Here is a 20,559-nt window from a genome sequence, read left to right as displayed (position 1 = left end):
GATACCGCTTACATTATATTATAAGCGTAAATAGTTACAAGTGTAACGATTATTGAAAGAAGTGTCAATTATGCATTATAGTAATGGCAATTATGAAGCCTTTGTTAAGGCTGATAAACCTAAAGATGTTGATCAAAAATCTGCTTATATTGTTGGTAGTGGCTTGGCTGCATTAGCTACTGCTGTCTTTTTAATTCGTGATGGCCAAATGAAGGGCGAGAAAATTCACATTTTTGAAGAATTAGGTCTGCCTGGTGGCTCAATGGATGGGATCTTTAATAAAGAAAAGGAAAGTTACATCATTCGTGGCGGTCGTGAAATGGAGCCGCACTTTGAATGTTTGTGGGATTTATTTAGATCAATCCCTTCGCCTGACCATGAAGGTGAATCTATTTTGGATTCCTTCTATCGTTTAAATAGAAAAGATCCAAGTTATGCTAAAACTAGAGTAATTGTAAATCGTGGTCAAGCTTTGCCGACTGATGGGCAACTTCTTTTGACACCAAAGGCAGTGAAGGAAATTGTTGATCTTTGTTTAACTCCCGAAAAAGACTTGCAAAATAAGAAAATTAATGAAGTCTTCACTAAGGAATTCTTTGAATCTAACTTCTGGTTATATTGGTCAACAATGTTTGCTTTTGAACCATGGGCAAGTGCGATGGAGATGCGCCGTTACTTGATGCGGTTCGTTCAACACGTAGCTACATTAAAGAACTTGTCATCATTGCGTTTTACCAAGTATAACCAATATGAATCATTGATTTTGCCGCTGGTCAAGTATTTAAAGGATCGTGGTGTAATCTTCCACTATAATACGGTGGTTGATAATATCTTTGTTAACCGCTCTGACGGCGAAAAGGTTGCTAAACAAATTATTTTAACCGAAGATGGCGAAAAGAAGACCATTGACTTAACACCAAATGACTTAGTCTTCGTTACTAATGGTTCAATTACTGAGAGTACTACCTATGGAGATCAACTGCATCCCGCTCCAGCAGAGCATGAATTGGGTGCAAGCTGGCAATTGTGGAAGAACTTAGCAGCTCAAGATGAAGACTTTGGCCACCCTGATGTCTTCTGCAAAGATATTCCAAAGGCAAACTGGCGGATGTCCGCAACTATTACCTTTAAGAATGATGATGTTGTGCCATTTATTGAAGCTGTTAATAAAAAGGATCCACACAGTGGCTCAATCGTAACTAGTGGACCAACTACTATTAAGGATTCTAATTAGCTATTAGGTTACTCAATCAGCCGTCAGCCACACTTTAAGGCGCAAAAACCAAATGAATTGATTGTTTGGTTATATGGTTTGTTCTCTGATACCAAAGGTAATTATGTGGAAAAGACGATGCCTGATTGTAATGGGCTCGAAATGTGTGAAGAGTGGCTCTATCACATGGGTGTGCCGGAAGAAAGAATTCCTGAAATAGCTGCCGCAGCTACAACAATTCCGGTTCACATGCCATATATTACTTCTTACTTTATGCCAAGAGCTTTAGGCGACCGCCCAAAGGTTGTTCCAGATCATTCTAAGAACTTAGCCTTTATTGGTAACTTTGCCGAAACTCCAAGAGACACTGTCTTTACGACAGAGTATTCAGTTCGGACGGCAATGGAAGCTGTCTACACTTTGCTTAATATTGACCGCGGTGTACCAGAAGTCTTCGCTTCCGCATTTGATGTCAGAATGTTGATGAATGCGATGTATTACCTGAATGACCAGAAGAAGTTGGCTGATCTTGATTTGCCAATGCCTGAAAAGTTTGCGATTAAAGGGATGCTTAAGAAGGTTAAAGGCACTTATATCGAAGAATTGATGAAGAAATATAAGTTGATGTAGTTAACGATTATTATATGAAAAAAGAAAGTTTGTTAGATGACAAGCTTTCTTTTTATTTAAATCTAGCAGTAAAATTTTCAGCAAATTCAAGTTAACTTAAAACTTATCTCAAAAGTCTTAAGAGATTAAAATTAATTTGAATTACAGGTTAAAGTTGAGGTAAAAATTAAACTAATTTGAATTAGATTAGCTTGAACGGATATAAAATAATTTTAAGAAACTATCAAATTTTTTGTGTATAATAGTGTTATTCAGAGTTATTAACAATCAATTTTTAATTAGAAAAGAAGGATACTATTTTAGACTCTAAACCCGCCCGATGGGGCACAAAAGCATATCGTGACGCTAAGAAGTTATATATGAAGGCTTTTCCAGCTTGGGAAAGATTCTCCATGTTTTCTCTTTTAGCAATGTCATTACACCGAAATGTTAAGTTTCACGCAATTTATAATGATGGTCAGTTTTGCGGCATTACTTATTATGCTGAGAATGATAATACAGTCTATTTGACCTATTTAGCCATTAATGAAAAATTGCGAGGACAAGGTTATGGTTCCAAGATCTTGATGATGTTAGAGGATCGATTCCCTGATAAGCAAATTGTCATTGATATTGAGCCAGTTACCAAGAAAGCGAAAAATTATAAGCAGCGTGTTAGTCGCCTAAAATTCTATGAAAGAAATGGATTTCACAGGACTGACCGCAAATTGGTTGATCCTGATGGTGAATTTGAAGCTTTGACTACCGGTAAAAAGCTAGACATTGATAGTTTTACTAGAATGTTGAAGCAGATGAGCTTTGGATTTTATCAAGCAAAAGTTGAAAAATAAAAGAAGCCTAGTTAGCAGATCAGATTGCTGGCTAGGCTTTTTTTGATTATTGCGGTATTCTTGAACTTAACAAAGAAGGGAGGCACATATGATGACAATAGGAGAAGCTCTGAAAGAAGAAAGAATTAAGCGAGGATTATCAATTAGAAAAATGGTAGGAGATATTATTGATCCCTCTTCATATAATAAGGTGGAAAAAGGGATGCGAAATATCGGATCTGATGCACTAGTCAGACTATTGTTTTTGCATAACATAGATATCAATGAATTTTTCTCCAAATTAGAGGATTCTTATGCGCCTGCATTTACTGTACGTGAGAAATACTTAGATCAGCAGATGCGAGTGGCTTTTAACCAGCGCGATCTTAAGAAAGCAGAAGAAGTATGTAGGAAAATTCAAGAGCTTAAAGGAAAGCCTGTTCTTAAGCTAAGAGCTATAGTCGCAATTGCGTATTTAAAAAATAACGTTGAAAATTTGAGCGAACAAACTAAAAAAGCAATATTTGATCAATTAGATAAGAATGATGATTTGAGCAATAATATTGAGGCGATTAAGCTGTTTGCAAATACAATGCCAGTGTTTACCAACGAGCAGTTGAATTACTTAATGCACATTTATATTTCAAAAATTATTAAAAGAAATGACGTGTCAATTTCGGATCAAAAAAGATTTGCAATTGCTAGTGTCAATTATTTGAGAGCTTGCTATGAAAGAAAAATTCCTTTAAATGATTCTATGCTAGAAATTGAAAACTATATTATGGAGATTGATGATTCCTCTTTCCTCGTATATAAAGGTGTAGTCAAATTAAGTTTAGCTGCGATACGAGGGGATAAAGAGCGAGCTGAGCAAATAAAGCGAGAATTAATTGATGTTGGATATGAAATAGCTAGGAAATGGATAATTTAGTTGTGGTTTTTTGACCACGATTAAATTATTTTTTTGTTTTTATGATAAATTTATGGATATTTAATTGGAGGTGGCTACCTGATGAATGAAAAGAAAATACAAATTAATTTAAGATGGGTTCTATCAGTTTTGCCCGTTAGGTTTACAATTGCGATTATAGTTTTATCAATCACTAGTTCATTTGAGGGAGTGATCAATGGGTATGTTATGGGACAAATGACTAACATTGCTTTTAATAATTTCGCTGGTGTTGGGACTTTTGTTTTATTGGTTTTAGCAGCCTATTTGATTACCTATGTTTCGGCGTATTTATTTTTGCTAACGAATCAAAAGGCAATTCAAATTTTAAATCAAAAATTAAAATTTGCTTTTTTTGCTTCTAGCTTTTATCAAGAAAATCAAGCTGATTCAAATTCTTCTGATGTAATTAATAATGTGACGAACATTTCCAATCAAATTCAAGGACATTATTTCCAGCCTTTGTTTTATTTGATTCAAGCCATTATGACGGTCATTTCTACAACATTTGTAGTATTAGAGACCAATCTGTTATTAGGTATGATATATGTATTGCTTTCAGCATTAAGTATGATTCCTAACCAGCTTGGTAAAAAACAGATGAATCAAAAAACAGACAATTGGAGTCAATCTAATTCATCTTTAGTCACAATCATGAAAGACATTTTTGAAGGGAAAAATGAGATTAGAAAATTTGATGTTAAGAATCTCTTCTTCAAAAAATTCTCCAATTCGTTAAATACTGAGGAAGAAAATTATTTTCAATTAAACAAAGTTCAGTTTACAGTTCAATTTTGTGCATGGGTTTGTGCAGTTCTAGCAAGTGTAATACCAATGGGTATTGGATTATTGATGGTTGTCAACCACTTTGGTGGTGTTGAGATCGGGACAATTGTGACATTAACCTTAACTGCTGACCATGTTTTGGGTGGAGTACGTGAAATCGTTGGTTACCAAACGCAAATTAGTAGTACTAAGAGTATTAGAGATATTGGAATTGAAGAAGATAAGAATAGCGTTCAGGCTTCAGAAGTTGGCGAAAATAGCTTAACTTTAAAAGATGTGGCTTTTGATCGTGGTGATAAAGAAATTTTTCAAAATGTAAACTTACAATTGAAGAACAGTGATAAAGTCATTATCAATGGTGATTCAGGAGTAGGTAAGTCAACTTTACTGAATATTATTTCAGGTCAGCTAAAGCCAACCAAAGGTAAAGTAGAATTTGGCAACCGGTCAATCTCTCTTGGGGATTCGATTTTGGTTTCTCAAAAGTCATGGTTATTTGCTGGAAACGTGGCTGATAATCTTTCATTGTATGAAAATTTTTCTGATGAAGAAATGGAAGAAGTTTTGAAAAAGGTCCATCTTTGGGATGAATTAGGAGATAAACCACTACAATTTAAAATTGAGAGTGAAGGGAGCAATTTGTCAGGTGGACAGGCTCAACGACTAACAATTGCTCGAGGATTATTGAGACATAAACGATTATTTTTGCTTGATGAGATTACTTCAAGCTTAGATAAAGAAAATTCGCATGCGATCAGAAAGCTGATTTACACTTTACCAATCATGACTGTAGAGGTTGCACACAATATCGATGCCGAGTTAGTTAAGCAGTATGGTATTGAAATCCGAAAATTAACTAAGAATGGATTAAGTTGATGAATGATTGGGCACTTTTTTATGCAAATGATGTTTTAGTAAACAACAAAGAACACCATATATCATTATTTGTAAAACTAATCCATAATCAAATTGAAAATTTAAATGTGAAGTATACGTATTGTGAACTTCAAGAAATGGAAAATTTGTGTAATAAAAAAGCAGTAAAATGGCTAAAAGAATTTCTTGAAATTAATTTTAATTTTAAAGTTAAAATCGAAATTGATTTTGATACTGAGGCAGTAACACCATTTTATGTGGTAAGCAAGAATAAGATAATTTTACCGTATAAATTTATGTTATTAAAAAGTAGTAATAACATATTAGACCATGAGATATTTAACTTCTTTCTGTTTCACGAATTAGGACATGCTGTTTTAGATCAAAATTCACCTCAAATCTATAAAATAAAGATGATACAAGATATCTTTTATTATTTAGGAAAAAAGTATAGTCAAATAAATCTAAGGACTGATAAGAAAAAAATATTTTTGAATTTAAAACAAGTTTATAGAGAATTTCTACCTGATTTTATTGCAATTTATTTATTAGAAAAAAAGTTTAGCATGTGTGTAAACTGGAATGAATTTTTGTCTTGTTTTGAATACTTCAAAACTAAGACCGAGATGTGTACTATTTTTGCTTTTGATACGCACGCCCCTATTGAAGCTAGACTATATGTAAGCAAGATGGCAGTAGATTATTTTCGTAAACATGATAATAAAAATTGAAAGAAGCTTAGTTAGTGATTCTCATAAGATTGCTAACTAAGTTTTTTGAATAGGATATAATCTAAACTGTATGATGTATGTTAAAATAAAATGAAAATGCAATAATTAACTAGAAAACGAGAAGAAATATGAAAGACTATGTAATTTTAAATAATGGTGTCAAAATGCCTCGCTTGGGTTTTGGTGTTTATCAAATTGATGACTTGGCTCAAACGCAGCAAGTTGTGGAAAACGGCTTAGAAGTCGGCTATCGACTTGTGGATACTGCCCAAATTTATGGAAATGAACAGGCGGTTGGAGATGCACTTGTGCATAGCAGCATCCCACGAGAGGATATTTTCGTCACTTCCAAGATCTGGGTCGATAAGTATGGCTATGATCATACCTTGCAAGCTTTTGATGATTCAATGAAAAAGTTGCAGTTAGATTATATCGACTTGTATCTGATTCATAAGCCATATAACGATTACTATGGCACTTGGCGAGCATTAGAACGTTTATATAAAGAGGGACGCATTCGGGCAATTGGTGTAAGTAGTTTTTGGAATGAACGCTTAGCTGATTTGATTACTTTTAATGATGTAAAGCCGGCTGTGAACCAGATTGAGACTAATGTCTGGAATCAAGAATGGAAATCACAGCAATATATGGAAAAAGAGGGCGTGCAACCTGAAGCCTGGGCACCATTTGCGGAAGGAGCCAACCACATTTTCACTAATCCTGTCTTGCAAAAGATTGCAGAAAAGCATCATAAGACTACTGCTCAGGTAATGTTGAGATGGTTTTTACAAAGAAATTATGTGGTGATTCCTAAGTCAATTCATAAAAACAGATTAATGGAAAACTTTGATGTGTTTGACTTTGAACTAGATGATGAGGATATGGCATTGATCAAGACTTTGGATCAAGGCTACAGTGTTTTAGAAGATGAGATGGATCCGGAAATTGCGGAAAGTTTTCGGTAGTAGGCATTAAAAATGTGTTCAGCCTCGTAATTAGATATAATTAAGAACAAGAAAGTGATTTCAAAATACGAGGTGATCCCTATGAAAAAGATGAGATTAATCGGCACAATTATCGGTGTTGCTGGAGCTATTGGTGCAGTAGCGGCGATTGTTTATAAAAAATTCAAAGAAAAACAGGCAATGGTGAATACGCCGCAGGAGAAAACTTTACTTTTAGGCAATACTTCTAGTAAAGCCAAAAGTGAGTTAATGAAGGCAGAATTGTCTGAGAAGGATCAAGTTGAGACAAATAACACCGAAATTCCGCATGTTTCACTTGATGACGATAAGCCTAGAATATTTGAAGATAAATAAGATGAAAAAGCTCAATCTGCATGAATTTTGTAGGTTGAGCTTTTTGAATGATCTATTTGAGTAAATTATCTTCAAGATGTTTAAGGTGCTTAACGCGATTTAGATAATCATTGTTTTTCTGTAAATTGTAGATATATTTTTTGCCAATTTTCTCATTGAATAGTAAATGCTTCTCCACTAATGAATTTACATATTTTCTAATAGTGGTTTGTTTACCAAAGTGATTCTGAGGATCCTTAACAATATCATTTATTGAAAAATTAGATTTTCTTCTAGCAAACGACATAATAAATTTCTCTGGTTCAGTTAGTTTTTCTTGATTATCAATTGCAAAAGTCTTAAAAATACGAATGCGAGTAGTATTGATTTCATAATCAATGTTAATTTCAGGATCATTTAAATTATTTTGCAATACAGTATTAAGAATTCTAGGGCCGCCACTAGCTGCGGTTTCAGAGACACCAATTCGTCTAAATAAACTAGCGATTTCAGTGTTTCTAATAGAAGAATATTGTCCACGTAAAAATGATTCTTTACTTACACGCATAGTACCAGGATTTGTAAATTCGAAGTAACTAGGTCTGTCCACAATTTTGACACCTACCATACCATCATAATATGAGTGCATTAAACAATTAACTAGAGCTTCTTTAGCTGCAATGATTAAATCGTTATGGTAGGACGTTCTACTAAGGTCATTACCTTGAATAAATGGATCAGGTATATTTGTTTCTATTTTAGCTAAAACTAAATTATAAAAAGAAAAGATATTTAAAGTGGGATAATTCATGTCACCTGCAGAAACTCTATCATTCCAGTTAGTGGAATTATCACTATTATATTGCTGGTAATCCAATTGAAAGCGTGGAAAACGATCTGTTATCGAAATATATTTTCCGAAGAAAAGGAGACCACCATCTGTAAGATGATATTCATTTGAATTACTTAATCGGTCTTTTCTGAAAACACCGATTGAATATAAAAAATCTTGATCACTAAGTTGAGAATTAGTATTAATAATACCTTTTTCTTCAATTATTTTGCGATATTCTTTGATACTTTCTGCATCTAGATCTTCTATTGTATAGGTCGAAGGGAGTAAGTGAGTATTAATCTCGCTTTGACTTTCAACTGTAAAATATTTAAGTTGCTCTTTAGTAGCTACTCGATCTCCGTCACCGGTTCTGATATATGCTTTACCGAAAGCAGTTATTGGACGGGTATTAAAGGATTCTGGATGAATTATTACTTGAATAATAGTTTTATTTTGAAAAACAGAGATCTGAACATCATTATTTGAAACTGTCAAATCTTTTGTGTAAATAGATCTTTCTCGTAAATTGATTTTTTAATTATTTATTTAATCAAAGTAGGATTCTAAGGTGTCCTGAACCTGACCAAAGCCTTTATGAATTCGATTGAAATAACGGTCATTGTAGCTCATTGCCTGGATGCCAATAAATGCATCAAGCGACTGTTCAGTTGGAAATTCTGCCTTAGGCTTAGCTTTACGCTTGATGACGTTGTTAAAGGATTCAATCATATTGGTTGAATAAATTGAAGCTCTGATTTGTTTGGGATAATTGTAGAAGACTAGCAGATCGGGCTCAATTTCCTTCAAACCTTTGATGACATGGCTATAAGCTTTATTCCATTTGGCATAGAATTTGTGCAAGACAGCTGCAGCTTCTTTTTTGCTTGTCTGTTGATGTATCTGCTTGAATTCGTTCATGATCTTTTCACGATCGTCGACGCGTACTTTAGCGCAGATATTGCGCATGACATGAACCAGGCAGCGTTGAAAATGAGCTTTAGGATAAGTCCTGGCCAAGGCTGTTTTCATGCCAACAACACCATCAGAAAGAAAAAGCTCAACTTGCTTCAAGCCTCTGGACTTCATGTTTTGAAGCATCTCTGTCCAAACTTCAATGTTCTCACTAGGAGCAATGCAGTAGTCAATGACTTCCTTATGTCCATTAGGTTTAATGCCAATGGCAATATATACTGCTTCACGCTCAAACGTTTCTCGGCGCAAAGGAAGGTATGTCGCATCCAAATAGACACAGAAAAACTTGTCGCTTAGCTTGCGCTTGTGATAAGCCTCAATCTTGGGGAGCATCTGCTTGGAAATATTTGATACTTGAGCTGGACTATAATGACTGCCATACATTTTCTCAATCAAGTCAGCGATTTCTCTGGTAGTTACGCCTTTGGAGTATAGCTTGATAATCGTGCTTTCCAAAACATCAGAGTGCTGCTTGTAGTCAGGCAGCGTGTGCTGATGAAACTGACCGTTGCGGTCTCGAGGCACTTGCACTTCAATTGGTCCAAACTGGGTATCAACCTTGCGGAAATAAGCACCATTTCTAGAATTGCCAGTATTCCAGCCATTTCTGGCATAGGGATCATAGCCTAGAAAGGCAGTCAACTCAGCTTCTAGCAAGTTATTAACAGCCTGTTGTAGCTCTTTGCGCAATAAATCATTTATTTTGTCTGGATTGAATAGAGCTTGAGCAAAATCTTTGGTAAAATCATTCATGAAGGAGTTCTTCTTTCTGTATGTGTTTTTTTGTTCAAACCAATCATACGAGAAAGGAACTCCTTTTTCTAATGTTTAAAGAAATAAATTTAAGGAATCATTCATCCTTACACAAACTATTTTACAGTCTCCATTATTTTGGATTACAGGTCGATTAAGGCATGAAATATTGTTATTTTCATTGAAAATTTGTGTTTCAATGTCTTCAACATTGTCTACACCAGTTATACTAAATTCATGTTTACTCTTATCTTCTGCTATGCCTAATACTATTATTCCACCTAAAGTATTAGCAAAAGAGCTAACAGTTTCCCAAAATGATTTAGGTAATTTCCAACTAGCTTCTTTGTATTCGATGTTTTCATTTTCAGATGGTGTTTTAAAATTACCAGTTTGTGTAATTGCTTTGAAGTTTAAAAAGTCCATTTAATGTCACCTCATGACTTAAACTTATTTGTGTAAATAAATTATATACTATTGCTCTCGTAACTTACACGAACTTTCGCCAACTTTCGCGCAACTTACAACATTGCGCGCGCAAAGTGAGAGTAAAAAATAAACCCGCTAGCTATCATTGCGATAACTAACGGGTTTTTGAATGGCTTATTCTATCTATTGGTAAATTTTACCTTCTTGTTTTTCTTGCTTAATCTTTTCTTCTTGAGCTTTTTCACTAGCTGCTTTCTTAGGCAAAATCCAGTTTAAAAGCATTCCGATGATGGTGGAAAGGGCAACTGAGGTAAGTTGGAAATTGCCCAGTTGTAAGTAAGCTCCACCAATCCCGATAACCAAGATGACAGAAGCAATCAACATATTGCGCTTTTCACCAAAATCAATTTGATCATCAACTAAGATCTTTAAACCATTAGATGCAATTGTTCCGAAAAGTAAGAAGGAAATCCCACCGATAACTGGCATTGGAATTGATTCGATCAATGCGGCAAGTTTACCGACAAAGCTGAAGATAATTGCTGAAACAGCAGCACCGGCTAATACCCAAACTGAGTAAACCTTAGTCATAGCTAACACACCGATATTTTCACCGTATGAAGTGGTAGGAGGACCACCAATGAAACCAGCGATAATCGTTGAAAGACCATCACCCATCATCGTTCTGTGTAAGCCAGGATTCTTGAAAAAGTCACGTTTAGTTAATGAATTCAATACCATAATATGGCCCATGTGCTCTGTCATCGTAACGAAGGCAATTGGTGCCATGGCTAAAATAGCGGCAGGATACCATTTGAAGTGGTAACTGATTCCAGGCACATCAAGTGCTGGCAATGTGAACCAAGCTGCTTTTTCCACGCCAGAGAAATCAACAATTCCGAGGCAGCAGGATAAGATATAGCCACAGATAATTCCTAGCATAATTGAAACCAAACTGGTGAAGCCTTTGAAGCACATTTGGAAAACTAAAGTCATGACCAAAGTGAAGATAGCTACACCGAAGTAAGTCAAATCATACTTAGAATTATTCATCATAGCGTCATTAGCGGCAGTAGTTGCTAGTGACAAACCAATAACGATGATGATTGGTCCAACTACGATTGGTGGTAAAACTTTGTTAACCCAGCCTGAACCAATTTTGCTAATGATGATCGCAACAACTACGTAAACTAAACCAGAAGCGATCGCACCCTGGGCAACTGCCGGGTAGCCATCAGCCTTCATTAAGGCTTGCATTGTAGCAACGAAGGCAAAACTTGATCCGAGGTATGCTGGAATCTTGAAGTGGGTCAAGAGCATGTGGACCAAGGTACCGATTCCTGATGAAAGTAGAGCGATGCTTGGGTTAATTCCAATTAAAATTGGCACTAAAACGGTAGAACCAAACATAGCAAACATATGCTGTAAGGATAGCAGTACGCCTTGGCCGAATTCCGGCTTTTCATAGACGTCTAAAACGGCCTCCGGATTTCTGTACTTTTCTTTTTTATTCATTCAAAAAACTCCTATTTAACGATTTCGATACTATCTTTATCATCGACTTCAGTCATTGCAACTTTGACCTTCTCGTTCATTGCCGTTGGGATATTCTTTCCAATAAAGTCAGGACGAACTGGCAATTCACGATGACCGCGGTCAACTAGGACAGCTAAATTAATCTTAGCTGGACGGCCTTGATCCATTAATGCATCAAGTGCAGCTCTAATTGTCCGACCTGTGAAAAGAACGTCGTCAACTAAGATAACGTTTTTATCGGTGATATCGAAGTCAAGTTGTTGGCTGTGGATCATCTTTTCCTTCTCAGCCTCTGGTAAATCATCGCGGTATTGAGAAATGTCAATTGCCCCTACAGGGACTTCAACATCTTCCAAGTTTTTCAAATTTTTGGCGATTCGCTCGGCCAAGTACCAGCCGCGAGTTTTAATTCCGACTAATACAAGATCTTTAGTACCTTTATTGCGTTCGACAATTTCGTAGGTCATTCGCATCAAGGCGCGTTTCATGCTTAAAGCATCGATTATTTCTTTTGCCATAGTTTTTCCTTTCTGGATGACCAAAAGAAAAAGACCACCAAGAGCGCATGGCTCAAGATGGTCCTTCTGTATTAGCTAACGACAAAAAGTATTAGCTTGTGCAGATTTCCTTCTTAGCCTCACGGGACTAACTTTAAAGGTCATCACTATTATTTTCTTTATATTTAACTCGGAAAAACACAGATTGTCAAGATTTAGTGGAAAAATATTGTGCTTTATTTTGCTAGTTAAATCTTGCATACTATGAGTAATAGTAGTTTTTAGAGTTAAAAAGGTGGGATTAAATGACTAAGAAGCAAATATCAATGGTTACTTTGTCTTTGTTGCTGGCTAATATTATGTCAGGGCTAGATGCGACAATTATTAATACGGCGATTCCAGCAATTGTGTCCGATCTACACGGAATTCAGTATATGGGGTGGATTGTTGCCTGTTTTTTACTGGGAATGTCGGTCTCAGTGCCAATTTGGAGTAAAATTGGTGAAAGAATGGGTAACAAATTTGCCTTCGAATTGTCACTAGCCTTATTTATTTTAGGTTCAGTTTTAGAAGGGGTTGCTCCTGATATTTACTTTTTCCTTATTTCTCGAGTGCTGATGGGCGTTGGTGCTGGTGGAATGGGTTCTCTTCCTTATGTGATTGTTGGCTATATTTATCCGAATATCAAACGCAGGACGGTCATCTTGAGTTATATTGCAGCTAGTTTTTCGGCCGCTTGTATTGCTGGTCCACTAGTTGGTGGCTGGATTGTTGATGCTTTGTCCTGGCACTGGGTCTTTTATATCAATGTTCCATTAAGATTGATATCAATTATCTTGAGTTTTCTTTTTTATCGTGGCATTCGTAAGCCAAACATCAATACTGTCTTTGACCGACTAGGTGCTTTTACCCTAATTGGCGGTTTGACTTGCTTTTTGATTGGAATTCAGATGTTAGGACTAGCTAGTAATTTTCTAGTGGCTATTTTCGTGATTATCGGGATCGTAATGCTTGTCTGGTTCATCTTAGTTGAGAAAAAAGCTGCTAGTCCTATCGTGCCGTTATCGGTTTTTACTAATAAAGCTTTAGTTGGTGACTTCATTCTTTTTGCCTTTGCCTGGGGTGCATATATTGCAGTTAACACTTATTTGCCAATGTGGTCGCAGGCAATCTTAGGGACAACGGCCTTAATCGGTGGGATGACGTTGATTCCTAACTCAATCTTTGATATTGCTGGTTCACAAAGTACGCCGCATTTACTCAGACATTTTAATAATTATCATTTGTTAATTTTCGATTTTACATTGATTGCAATAACAGTAATCGGTTTAATTATTGTACCGATTAGTACGCCATATCAGATTTTGATGTCGATTGCAGCGTTATCTGGTTTAGGTGTAGGCTCAATCTTCGTTATTCTTCAAATAAAAGTGCAGATTGACGCTGGTGAAAAGGATATGGCACCTGCTACATCGCTTAGTTTTTTGATTAGAATTTTAGCGCAAACTATTATGGCTGCCGTTTATGGGGTGATTATGAATTTAGCCCTAGCACGTGGAATTGCTGGACACCACAATATTACGATGACCATGATGAATAAGTTGAGTGACGCAGAATCTGCGAAGAGTTTGCCTAAGGCGTTAATGCCAACAATGCGAACTATTTTTCATACTGGAATCAGAGAAATTATGATTGTATCGTTGTTGCTAATTATTTGTGGGTATGTTGCAAACTTTATTTATAATCATCATGAAGCAAAGAAAGCTGCGGAATAGAGAAAAAGTGTTTGAGAGAAACTCAAACACTTTTTTTACTGCAAATTTTTAATCACATTAAATCCCTGAATTGTCAAATTAAGTGCAACAGTTAGGCTATGAGGAAATATATTGCTTGAAGAGTTCTTCTGCTGTGTGATATTGAAGGATTCGACGATGTTTGCGGTTAATGGCATCAGTTGCCTGTTGAACATAAGCAGCTGACTTATCTTTCATGCTTTTGCCTTTAGGGAAGAATTGACGCAGAAGTCCATTGCAGTTCTCATTGGTGCCTCTTTCCCATGGAGAATATGGGTGGGCGAAGTAGATCTGGCAGCCTTTGATCTTGGTCATATCCGCAAACTCAGAGCCATTGTCAAACGTGATCGATTTAAACCAGGCAGGATGTCTGTCAATCTCATTTTGAAGCAGCCTTTGGCATGTGCTTGCCCGATAGTCAGGAATCTTGATAACTACTTCAAAGCGTGTGGTTCTTTCGGTCAAAGTCATTAAAGCAGGCTGATTCTTGCGTCTGACGCCTTTAACCAGATCTCCTTCCCAGTGCAGCGGCGTTTTTCTGTCTTCAATCTCTTTAGGACGCTGTTCAATGGAATTGCCAAGATTCTTCTTGTGCAAAGCATGACCGCTCTGGCCGTGATGACGCTTGTTCCTGCGTCTTTTGAGCTTCATAGGCAGATCAATATTGCTTATGTCCAGCAAGCCCTGATCAATATAGCGATAGACAGTTGGTGTGCTGGGACAAGGGTAGCCTGGCATAGTCCTTTTGAATTCACCAACGAATTCATCGATGCTGGTGGCATCAAATTTAGCTTTGAAGCGTCTGGAGAGCATTCTCAAAAAGACAGCATAATGCTTCAATGGATTGCGCTGATAGCAGTTTTTGCGACGCTTCTCATAATAAAGCTGTGCAGTATCAGCGTAATAGTGCTCATACAATAAATAGCTGCTGTCTCTTTGCAGGACGCTTCCGCGTTTGATTTCGCGACTGATTGTCGACTTATGGCAGCCGACTTCTTGAGCGATAACAGTACGGGAAGTTATGCCGGAATCCAGCATTGCTTGAATTTGTCCACGTTGTACGCTGGTTAATTGATGATAGTGCTTAGAAATGCTAGAATTTGAATTGGTCATGAAGATCTTCCTTTCTTGATTTTTCGTCACTTCAAGTTTAGGTCTTCATGGCCTTTTTGTTTAACACTTGGTGTTGCACTTCAATTTTAAATCCGGGATCACATTAAATCTAAACAAAATCAAGTTAAAGACGACAATTCCAGCAGTAACAATAAAAATGGTACTGTAATTAGTTAATCCAGAGATAGTTGAACCTAGTAGCGGTCCAAAAATATTACCGATATACATAGCTGACTGATTCCAAGAAAAAATTCGCCCCGTGATTTTTGCTGGCGTATTTTTAGTAAGCAAAGTCTGCACTTGAGGGAACAAGCAAGCATCAGTAAAGCCGACTAAAAAGCGTAAAATACCAAGTTCAACAGTATTTTGTACAAAAGCAGTCAAAAAGAAGAGGATTGTGGCTCCAATAAAGCCAGCAATAATAATTTTATGAGTTCCAATGCGGTCACCGAGTGCACCGAAGCGCGATGCCGCAAGGAATGTAGCAATTCCTGGCAAAGCAGCTATTACCCCGGAAATAAAGACGACATTACCGTGGTTAGCCATCAATTGTTTAACATAGAGTGAAACGATCGGGTTAATCGAATTATTTGCAGCTTGAATAATTAGAGTAGTTAAAAGCAAGCCAAAGATTAATTGCGGTGAGCGTAATTCTTTAATTACTCCGCTTGCTTTATCAAGTTTCTTTTCAGTTACTGGCTTGAAGTCTGTTTCATGGACAAAGAACAATGACAAAAGAAATGCAATTAATAATAGACCACCTGTAATAAAGAAGGTAACGCGATAGGAGAAAATAGACGCTAAGGCTCCACCAATAAATGGCCCGAGTAAGTTGCCAGCAGTAAAGCTAGACGCCATAGTGCCAAGTGCTTGTCCAGATTTTTCCTTCGGAGTTTCAGTCGCAACTAGAGCATTGGAATTAGAAACAAAGCCTGCAAAAACACCTTGTAACATTCTTAAAATAAATAATTGATAAACGTTGGTAACTAGCCCCATACAGCCAAGGACGATAGCCATTCCCAATGAAGCTCGTAATGTCATCGGCTTTCTGCCTTTTTTGTCTGCTAGTTTTCCCCACCAGGGAGAAATTATCGCCGATACAAAATAAGTACCGGAGTAGATAAATCCAGACCAAAAGTTTAACTGCTTATGGGTAAAATTGCCTAGTGTATCAATATACGCGTGGTGCTAGTTAAATCGTTCTAGACAATAAGCCAAATTATAAGCTAAAATTGCAATTTCCAACCGGCTTTGAAAGCCTATCAGACTACGTGCTCGATTGTTCTCGGCATTGTAATAGGTCAGAAGCGAAAAGTCGCTTTCAATTGTTCTGCGAATAGCCATCAATTGATGATCATTGTGCTTTTTAGCTCCTGTCATATTTTTACGATATGGTGTCCAAAGTTCATAACCCATTTGTTTTAGCTGTTGATGCAGTTCTTTGCCTAAATAGCCTTCGTCGCCAAGAAGATAGTAATTAGATGGATGTGCATTTTCCATCAGTTCAACTGTCTCCTTGGCATCATGAACTGATGCTTTTGTTACGACATAATCAAGAATGTAACCGTCATCGCTAACAATGGCATGAACTTTGAAACCATAGAAGTAAATTTTCTTGGTGGCCTTATAACCAATGTTGGCATAACCGCGAAAAATTTTAGCACGATAGTTGCGAATTGGTTGGCAAACAGGTACCGGAAAGCTGTCAATGATCAAGAAATGTCCATTCAGGTCAACCTTTTTATTCATTTCTTGCCGTATCTGATAAATCAATTGCAATAGCTGACGTGAACGCCGATTAAAACGTGAGTGTGATAAACAATTGAAACATTCACAGAATCTTCTTTGTGATTCAATTCCTGTCTTAGCTTGCCAGATAAGTAAAGCCAAAATCAGACTGTCCGTAGTTTTAATTTGATCAATATTTCGCCGATGAGTAAACTCAGCCGGTGCATACAAACGATACCAGTGCCGACAAATTATCACTAAATCTTTAAAACTAACTTGTAAATGGTGGCTAAAACGCTTAAGCTTAAGGCAGTTCAATCAGATCAGACTCTTTTCTATTATTACTATTTACAAGTCGAGTCTAACAAGATTGGACTTTTTTATTAACTAAAACGATTTAACTAGCACCACGCGTATCAATATATAATGGCAGAAACGGCATTACTTCAGAGAAGGCGATACCAGCGATAAAGACCGCAATAGATAAGACAAGTAGATTCTTTTTCCAAATAGGTTTTTCATTCATTTTTATTCCCTTTGTTAAGTTTTAAAGTATAAATTGTAAAGCTGACTATGAATAGCACCAAGATTAAGTGAGTTAAAAATAAGGGCTGACTAGAATTCATAACGCTTTTATTAATATGGTAGTTAAAGATTTGCTCAAAGATGTGCGGTCCATTGAATAAAAGCAAGCCACCCCACAGAATTAATTGAGTTAAGAAGCCTCCAGCAGTGCGAAAACGATAGTTGATCATATAAATATTTGTATCGACATGATCACGGATAAGATCTAAGGTGTCAGTATTTTGTAAACTGTAGAAAATTCGAATCAAAAAAATCCCTGCAAAGTATGTTGGCCTAAAGAGCGTAATAACTAGACCGAGAACAATGCCCCAACTTTGAATGGTGAAGTCATCAAATGGTAAATATTCACGTAGCGTTTTTAATAATGGACGTTTGATAAAGCTGGCGATTAAGATAATGACAAATAACCAGTAGTAATTTTTTGCACCAAATAAAACAGAAATATAAACGGCTGAAAAGATAGTGGTAAAGTCTTGGCAGAGGCCTGCGATTGTCAGGCGATACCGCATTTTGCGAGATAATTTACCATGTTTTTGGCTTAAAGCTAATTTGATCAGATAGCTAATAACAACTACTGCTGAAACGATAATGCCAAAAATAGAGAAGATGTCTTTTCCCGAGTTCCAACCTTCTCGAATTAAGAGAATAGCCAGTAGCAAACCAAGAGTTAACCAGACATTTTGCCACTGCAATACAATTTCCCGTGAATGTGCTCTAAATGGAGAATATTTAAAGCCGAGTATAGCAATTAGCGTATAAATGAGCATTGCGATAAATGAAATTGTTGGCAGATGTGGTTCAACAAAGACAACTATTCCTAGTAAAATTAAAATTGCGCCAAAATAAGCAAAAAGATCATTCTTGCTTGGATGATAGTCGCTTTGAATGGCGATTTGTTTTTGAACGCTAGGAAAACATGCGGCGCCTATTCCGGCAAGGGATGCGCTAATGCAGTAAAGGGCTGGTAAAAAGATGCCGAAAATCCCTAAGAAATAGCCAAATAATGCTGCCAATAAACCGAACCAGCCAATAACATTATCTTCATTTTTGCCGCCTTTAAATAGAAACAATGTTGTGCGCCGAAAGGCATAGAAGAGTGCAAAAGGCAGCACGTTGATTGCAGTATTTTGTTTAATAATTAAGCTGAATACTAAATAAGGGAATAGGTTTAAGGGTAACGAGCTAATTTTTAAGAGTAAGTTACTTTTTTGTTGTAGTAGATTGTTAATATCTTTCATGATTTAATTTTAGAAAAGTCATAGTTTTTATACTTAATTGCTAGTGCTTTGTTTTTGAAAAGTGCGTTGTGGATATCTCCGGAAGAATATGCAAGATATAAACAAGGATGTCCTTTAAATTGACCAGTAATATAAATAATATCTACAGTTGTTAAAAACTCACGAACGCGCATCCAAGTCTGCCCTTGATGTTGTTCGATGGCGATCATGGAATCACCACCAGAATAGGTTTTATTCTTTTGCTCAGAATTATGATCTAGTTTAATGGACTTATCCACTTGTCGATAAACTACTGAGTCACCAATTGTATGCTTGTTGATAATTAATTTGCGAGCTGATTTGCTCAGTGGATCGCTACGATACCAGGTACCGCGAAATTGTTCGGGGATGCTGGTTAACTTAGAGCCAGGATATTTCTTTTTTAAATTAGGCTTAAACTCATTTGCCCGTTTGGATGCTTTATGTGTCGCAGAACTGCTTACTGTTTCGTTAACCGTAGCGGGACGACTAGAACGGTTGGAACAGGCTGATAGGCTAAAAAACAGGGGGAAAAGAATTATCATTGAAAATTTATTTTTCATATTTTATTTTTCCTTTGCAATAATTATTTTTAATTATAGTCTACTTTGACTGTTTTTCTCGGTAAAATTAAATTAAGCGTTTTTTATAGAAAGGAAAAATTATGCAAAAAGAACAAGAAATCCAAATGTTGAAAGAATTCTCAGATGCCAATTCAACTTCGGGCTTTGAGGAAGAATTCGTTAAGCTGTTTACTAGTTATGCGGAAAAAACGGCAGATATTGAGGTAGATGGGATGCTCAATGTTTATGCCGCCAAGAAAGAAAATAAGGGAAATCGACCGGTAATTCAACTTGATGCGCACTCAGATGCTGTAGGCTTCATTACGCAAGCTGTTCGCCCTAATGGTTTAATTAAGTTTGTTCCACTTGGTGGTTGGGTAAAATATAATATTCCAGCCTTGCGCGTTAAAGTGCGCAATCGTGATGGAGAATATATCCCTGGCGTTGTAGCAACTAAGCCGCCTCACTTCATGACAGCAGCTGAGCGCAATAATGTACCTGATGTGGCAGATATGTCAATTGATGTTGGTTCTTCTAGCCGTGAGGAGACAATCAAGGACTACAAGATTGATACAGGTTGCCCTATCTTTGTTGATGTTAAGTGTGAATATCATGAAAAGTCCGGTTTATTCTTCGGTAAAGACTTTGATGATCGTTTTGGTGCTGGTGCGATGGTTGATGTGCTTGATAATTTGAAGGGTGAAGAAACTAACTTTGACGTGGTGGCTGCACTTTCTAGTCAAGAAGAAGTTGGCTTGCGTGGCGCCTATGTAACGGCTAGAAAAGTTAAGCCAGATCTTTGTCTGGTACTCGAAAGCTGTCCAGCTGATGATACTTTTACGCCTGACTGGCTTTCTCAAACTGGTCTAAAACGTGGCCCAATGTTGCGCGATATGGATACGACATTTTTACCAAATCCTAAGTTCCAACAATATGCATGTGATTTAGCTGATAAAAATAATATTCCATATACTCGTTCAGTTAGAACCGGTGGCGGTCAGGATGGTGCTGCAATTTACTACGAAAATGGTGCGCCAACAATTGTCATCGGTATTCCGGTGCGCTATGAACACTCACCATATTGTTTCAGTAGTTATAAGGACTTTAAGGCTTCAGTTGATTTAGCTACTGCAATTATTCGTGATATTACCCAGGAAAAGCTAAATAGCTTCAAAAAGTTTTAATAAATTGCTTAAAAAGATGGATT

At 36.7% G+C, this 20,559-nt stretch carries 18 protein-coding genes and 2 pseudogenes; 9 read left to right on the top strand and 11 right to left on the bottom strand.

Going from position 1 to position 20,559, the window contains the following annotated elements:
* Positions 1-70: 70 nt before the first annotated feature.
* From J6L97_RS08605 to J6L97_RS08575, 7 genes and pseudogenes are all read left to right on the top strand, one after another.
* Positions 71-1,843 (top strand): annotated as a pseudogene (locus J6L97_RS08605) (oleate hydratase).
* Positions 1,844-2,202: 359 nt separating this feature from the next.
* On the top strand, positions 2,203-2,673 hold the full coding sequence (locus J6L97_RS08600) for a GNAT family N-acetyltransferase (protein WP_005720850.1): 471 nt from the start codon (positions 2,203-2,205) through the stop codon (positions 2,671-2,673).
* A 91-nt stretch (positions 2,674-2,764) separates the two neighbouring features.
* Positions 2,765-3,583, top strand: coding sequence for a helix-turn-helix domain-containing protein (locus J6L97_RS08595; RefSeq protein WP_057726173.1), 819 nt, complete (start codon positions 2,765-2,767; stop codon positions 3,581-3,583).
* Positions 3,584-3,664: 81 nt separating this feature from the next.
* Entirely contained in the window at positions 3,665-5,263 is a 1,599-nt protein-coding gene (locus tag J6L97_RS08590; protein ID WP_057726170.1) for an ATP-binding cassette domain-containing protein, read from the top strand.
* Complete coding sequence (locus J6L97_RS08585; RefSeq protein WP_057726171.1) at positions 5,263-5,994, top strand: hypothetical protein; 732 nt, start codon at positions 5,263-5,265, stop codon at positions 5,992-5,994. The genes J6L97_RS08590 and J6L97_RS08585 overlap by 1 nt, the downstream gene beginning before the upstream one ends.
* A 128-nt stretch (positions 5,995-6,122) precedes the next feature.
* Entirely contained in the window at positions 6,123-6,959 is an 837-nt protein-coding gene (locus tag J6L97_RS08580; RefSeq protein ID WP_054832650.1) for an aldo/keto reductase, read from the top strand.
* Between the two features lie 81 nt (positions 6,960-7,040).
* Positions 7,041-7,313: a hypothetical protein gene (locus J6L97_RS08575; RefSeq protein ID WP_005728568.1), complete on the top strand. Its 273-nt coding sequence runs from the start codon at positions 7,041-7,043 to the stop codon at positions 7,311-7,313.
* Positions 7,314-7,365: 52 nt separating this feature from the next.
* On the opposite strand, the gene J6L97_RS11130 is transcribed toward J6L97_RS08575, so the two are convergent.
* From J6L97_RS11130 to pyrR, 5 genes are all read right to left on the bottom strand, one after another.
* Positions 7,366-8,622 carry an ATP-binding protein gene (locus J6L97_RS11130; RefSeq protein WP_225907782.1) on the bottom strand — a complete coding sequence of 419 codons (1,257 nt, stop codon included), beginning with the start codon at positions 8,620-8,622 and terminating at the stop codon, positions 7,366-7,368.
* A 51-nt stretch (positions 8,623-8,673) separates the two neighbouring features.
* A complete protein-coding gene (locus tag J6L97_RS08565; RefSeq protein WP_005728142.1) occupies positions 8,674-9,852 on the bottom strand; it encodes an IS256 family transposase in 1,179 nt (392 codons plus the stop codon).
* 75 nt (positions 9,853-9,927) lie between these two features.
* Positions 9,928-10,278: an AlbA family DNA-binding domain-containing protein gene (locus tag J6L97_RS08560; protein ID WP_150398779.1), complete on the bottom strand. Its 351-nt coding sequence runs from the start codon at positions 10,276-10,278 to the stop codon at positions 9,928-9,930.
* A gap of 186 nt (positions 10,279-10,464) precedes the next feature.
* Complete coding sequence (locus J6L97_RS08555; RefSeq protein WP_005720845.1) at positions 10,465-11,796, bottom strand: solute carrier family 23 protein; 1,332 nt, start codon at positions 11,794-11,796, stop codon at positions 10,465-10,467.
* Positions 11,797-11,807: 11 nt separating this feature from the next.
* Positions 11,808-12,335: a bifunctional pyr operon transcriptional regulator/uracil phosphoribosyltransferase PyrR gene (gene pyrR / locus J6L97_RS08550; protein WP_005720844.1), complete on the bottom strand. Its 528-nt coding sequence runs from the start codon at positions 12,333-12,335 to the stop codon at positions 11,808-11,810.
* Positions 12,336-12,619: 284 nt separating this feature from the next.
* Between pyrR and J6L97_RS08545 the strand changes: the two genes are divergently transcribed.
* The gene (locus J6L97_RS08545; protein WP_057727054.1) at positions 12,620-14,089 is read left to right on the top strand and encodes an MFS transporter; all 1,470 of its coding nucleotides are present in this window, start codon (positions 12,620-12,622) and stop codon (positions 14,087-14,089) included.
* A 96-nt stretch (positions 14,090-14,185) separates the two neighbouring features.
* On the opposite strand, the gene J6L97_RS08540 is transcribed toward J6L97_RS08545, so the two are convergent.
* From J6L97_RS08540 to J6L97_RS11125, 6 genes and pseudogenes are all read right to left on the bottom strand, one after another.
* The gene (locus J6L97_RS08540) at positions 14,186-15,220 is read right to left on the bottom strand and encodes an IS30 family transposase (RefSeq protein ID WP_123811765.1); all 1,035 of its coding nucleotides are present in this window, start codon (positions 15,218-15,220) and stop codon (positions 14,186-14,188) included.
* Between the two features lie 60 nt (positions 15,221-15,280).
* Positions 15,281-16,399: pseudogene (locus J6L97_RS08535) on the bottom strand (MFS transporter); the annotation flags it as partial.
* A gap of 9 nt (positions 16,400-16,408) precedes the next feature.
* The gene (locus J6L97_RS08530) at positions 16,409-17,266 is read right to left on the bottom strand and encodes an IS982 family transposase (RefSeq protein ID WP_118992340.1); all 858 of its coding nucleotides are present in this window, start codon (positions 17,264-17,266) and stop codon (positions 16,409-16,411) included.
* 79 nt (positions 17,267-17,345) lie between these two features.
* Positions 17,346-17,474, bottom strand: coding sequence for a hypothetical protein (locus J6L97_RS11240; RefSeq protein WP_256381428.1), 129 nt, complete (start codon positions 17,472-17,474; stop codon positions 17,346-17,348).
* Complete coding sequence (locus J6L97_RS08525; protein ID WP_223876364.1) at positions 17,467-18,603, bottom strand: hypothetical protein; 1,137 nt, start codon at positions 18,601-18,603, stop codon at positions 17,467-17,469. Before J6L97_RS08525 ends, J6L97_RS11240 begins: the two co-directional genes overlap by 8 nt.
* A 164-nt stretch (positions 18,604-18,767) precedes the next feature.
* Positions 18,768-19,352 (bottom strand): hypothetical protein, encoded by a 585-nt coding sequence (locus J6L97_RS11125; protein ID WP_057726749.1) that lies wholly within the window; start codon positions 19,350-19,352, stop codon positions 18,768-18,770.
* Between the two features lie 101 nt (positions 19,353-19,453).
* Here J6L97_RS11125 and J6L97_RS08515 point away from each other — a divergent pair, with 101 nt between their 5' ends.
* Positions 19,454-20,536 (top strand): M42 family metallopeptidase, encoded by a 1,083-nt coding sequence (locus J6L97_RS08515; RefSeq protein ID WP_054832842.1) that lies wholly within the window; start codon positions 19,454-19,456, stop codon positions 20,534-20,536.
* Positions 20,537-20,559 lie beyond the last annotated feature (23 nt).

Origin of the sequence: Lactobacillus crispatus, assembly GCF_018987235.1 — a bacterium.
In the GTDB taxonomy this organism is placed as follows: Bacteria; Bacillota; Bacilli; order Lactobacillales; family Lactobacillaceae; genus Lactobacillus; species Lactobacillus crispatus.
This window is presented reverse-complemented; position numbering and strand designations above follow the sequence as displayed.

What these genes read in the sequence shown, in the direction of transcription:
- J6L97_RS08600 (WP_005720850.1), top strand. Translation starts at nt 2,203, where the DNA reads ATGAAGGCTTTTCCAGCTTGGGAAAGATTCTCCATGTTTTCTCTTTTA.
- J6L97_RS08595 (WP_057726173.1), top strand. Translation starts at nt 2,765, where the DNA reads ATGACAATAGGAGAAGCTCTGAAAGAAGAAAGAATTAAGCGAGGATTA.
- J6L97_RS08590 (WP_057726170.1), top strand. Translation starts at nt 3,665, where the DNA reads ATGAATGAAAAGAAAATACAAATTAATTTAAGATGGGTTCTATCAGTT.
- J6L97_RS08585 (WP_057726171.1), top strand. Translation starts at nt 5,263, where the DNA reads ATGAATGATTGGGCACTTTTTTATGCAAATGATGTTTTAGTAAACAAC.
- J6L97_RS08580 (WP_054832650.1), top strand. Translation starts at nt 6,123, where the DNA reads ATGAAAGACTATGTAATTTTAAATAATGGTGTCAAAATGCCTCGCTTG.
- J6L97_RS08575 (WP_005728568.1), top strand. Translation starts at nt 7,041, where the DNA reads ATGAAAAAGATGAGATTAATCGGCACAATTATCGGTGTTGCTGGAGCT.
- J6L97_RS08565 (WP_005728142.1), bottom strand. Translation starts at nt 9,852, where the DNA reads ATGAATGATTTTACCAAAGATTTTGCTCAAGCTCTATTCAATCCAGAC.
- J6L97_RS08560 (WP_150398779.1), bottom strand. Translation starts at nt 10,278, where the DNA reads ATGGACTTTTTAAACTTCAAAGCAATTACACAAACTGGTAATTTTAAA.
- J6L97_RS08555 (WP_005720845.1), bottom strand. Translation starts at nt 11,796, where the DNA reads ATGAATAAAAAAGAAAAGTACAGAAATCCGGAGGCCGTTTTAGACGTC.
- pyrR (WP_005720844.1), bottom strand. Translation starts at nt 12,335, where the DNA reads ATGGCAAAAGAAATAATCGATGCTTTAAGCATGAAACGCGCCTTGATG.
- J6L97_RS08545 (WP_057727054.1), top strand. Translation starts at nt 12,620, where the DNA reads ATGACTAAGAAGCAAATATCAATGGTTACTTTGTCTTTGTTGCTGGCT.
- J6L97_RS08540 (WP_123811765.1), bottom strand. Translation starts at nt 15,220, where the DNA reads ATGACCAATTCAAATTCTAGCATTTCTAAGCACTATCATCAATTAACC.
- J6L97_RS11240 (WP_256381428.1), bottom strand. Translation starts at nt 17,474, where the DNA reads ATGAATGAAAAACCTATTTGGAAAAAGAATCTACTTGTCTTATCTATT.
- J6L97_RS11125 (WP_057726749.1), bottom strand. Translation starts at nt 19,352, where the DNA reads ATGAAAAATAAATTTTCAATGATAATTCTTTTCCCCCTGTTTTTTAGC.
- J6L97_RS08515 (WP_054832842.1), top strand. Translation starts at nt 19,454, where the DNA reads ATGCAAAAAGAACAAGAAATCCAAATGTTGAAAGAATTCTCAGATGCC.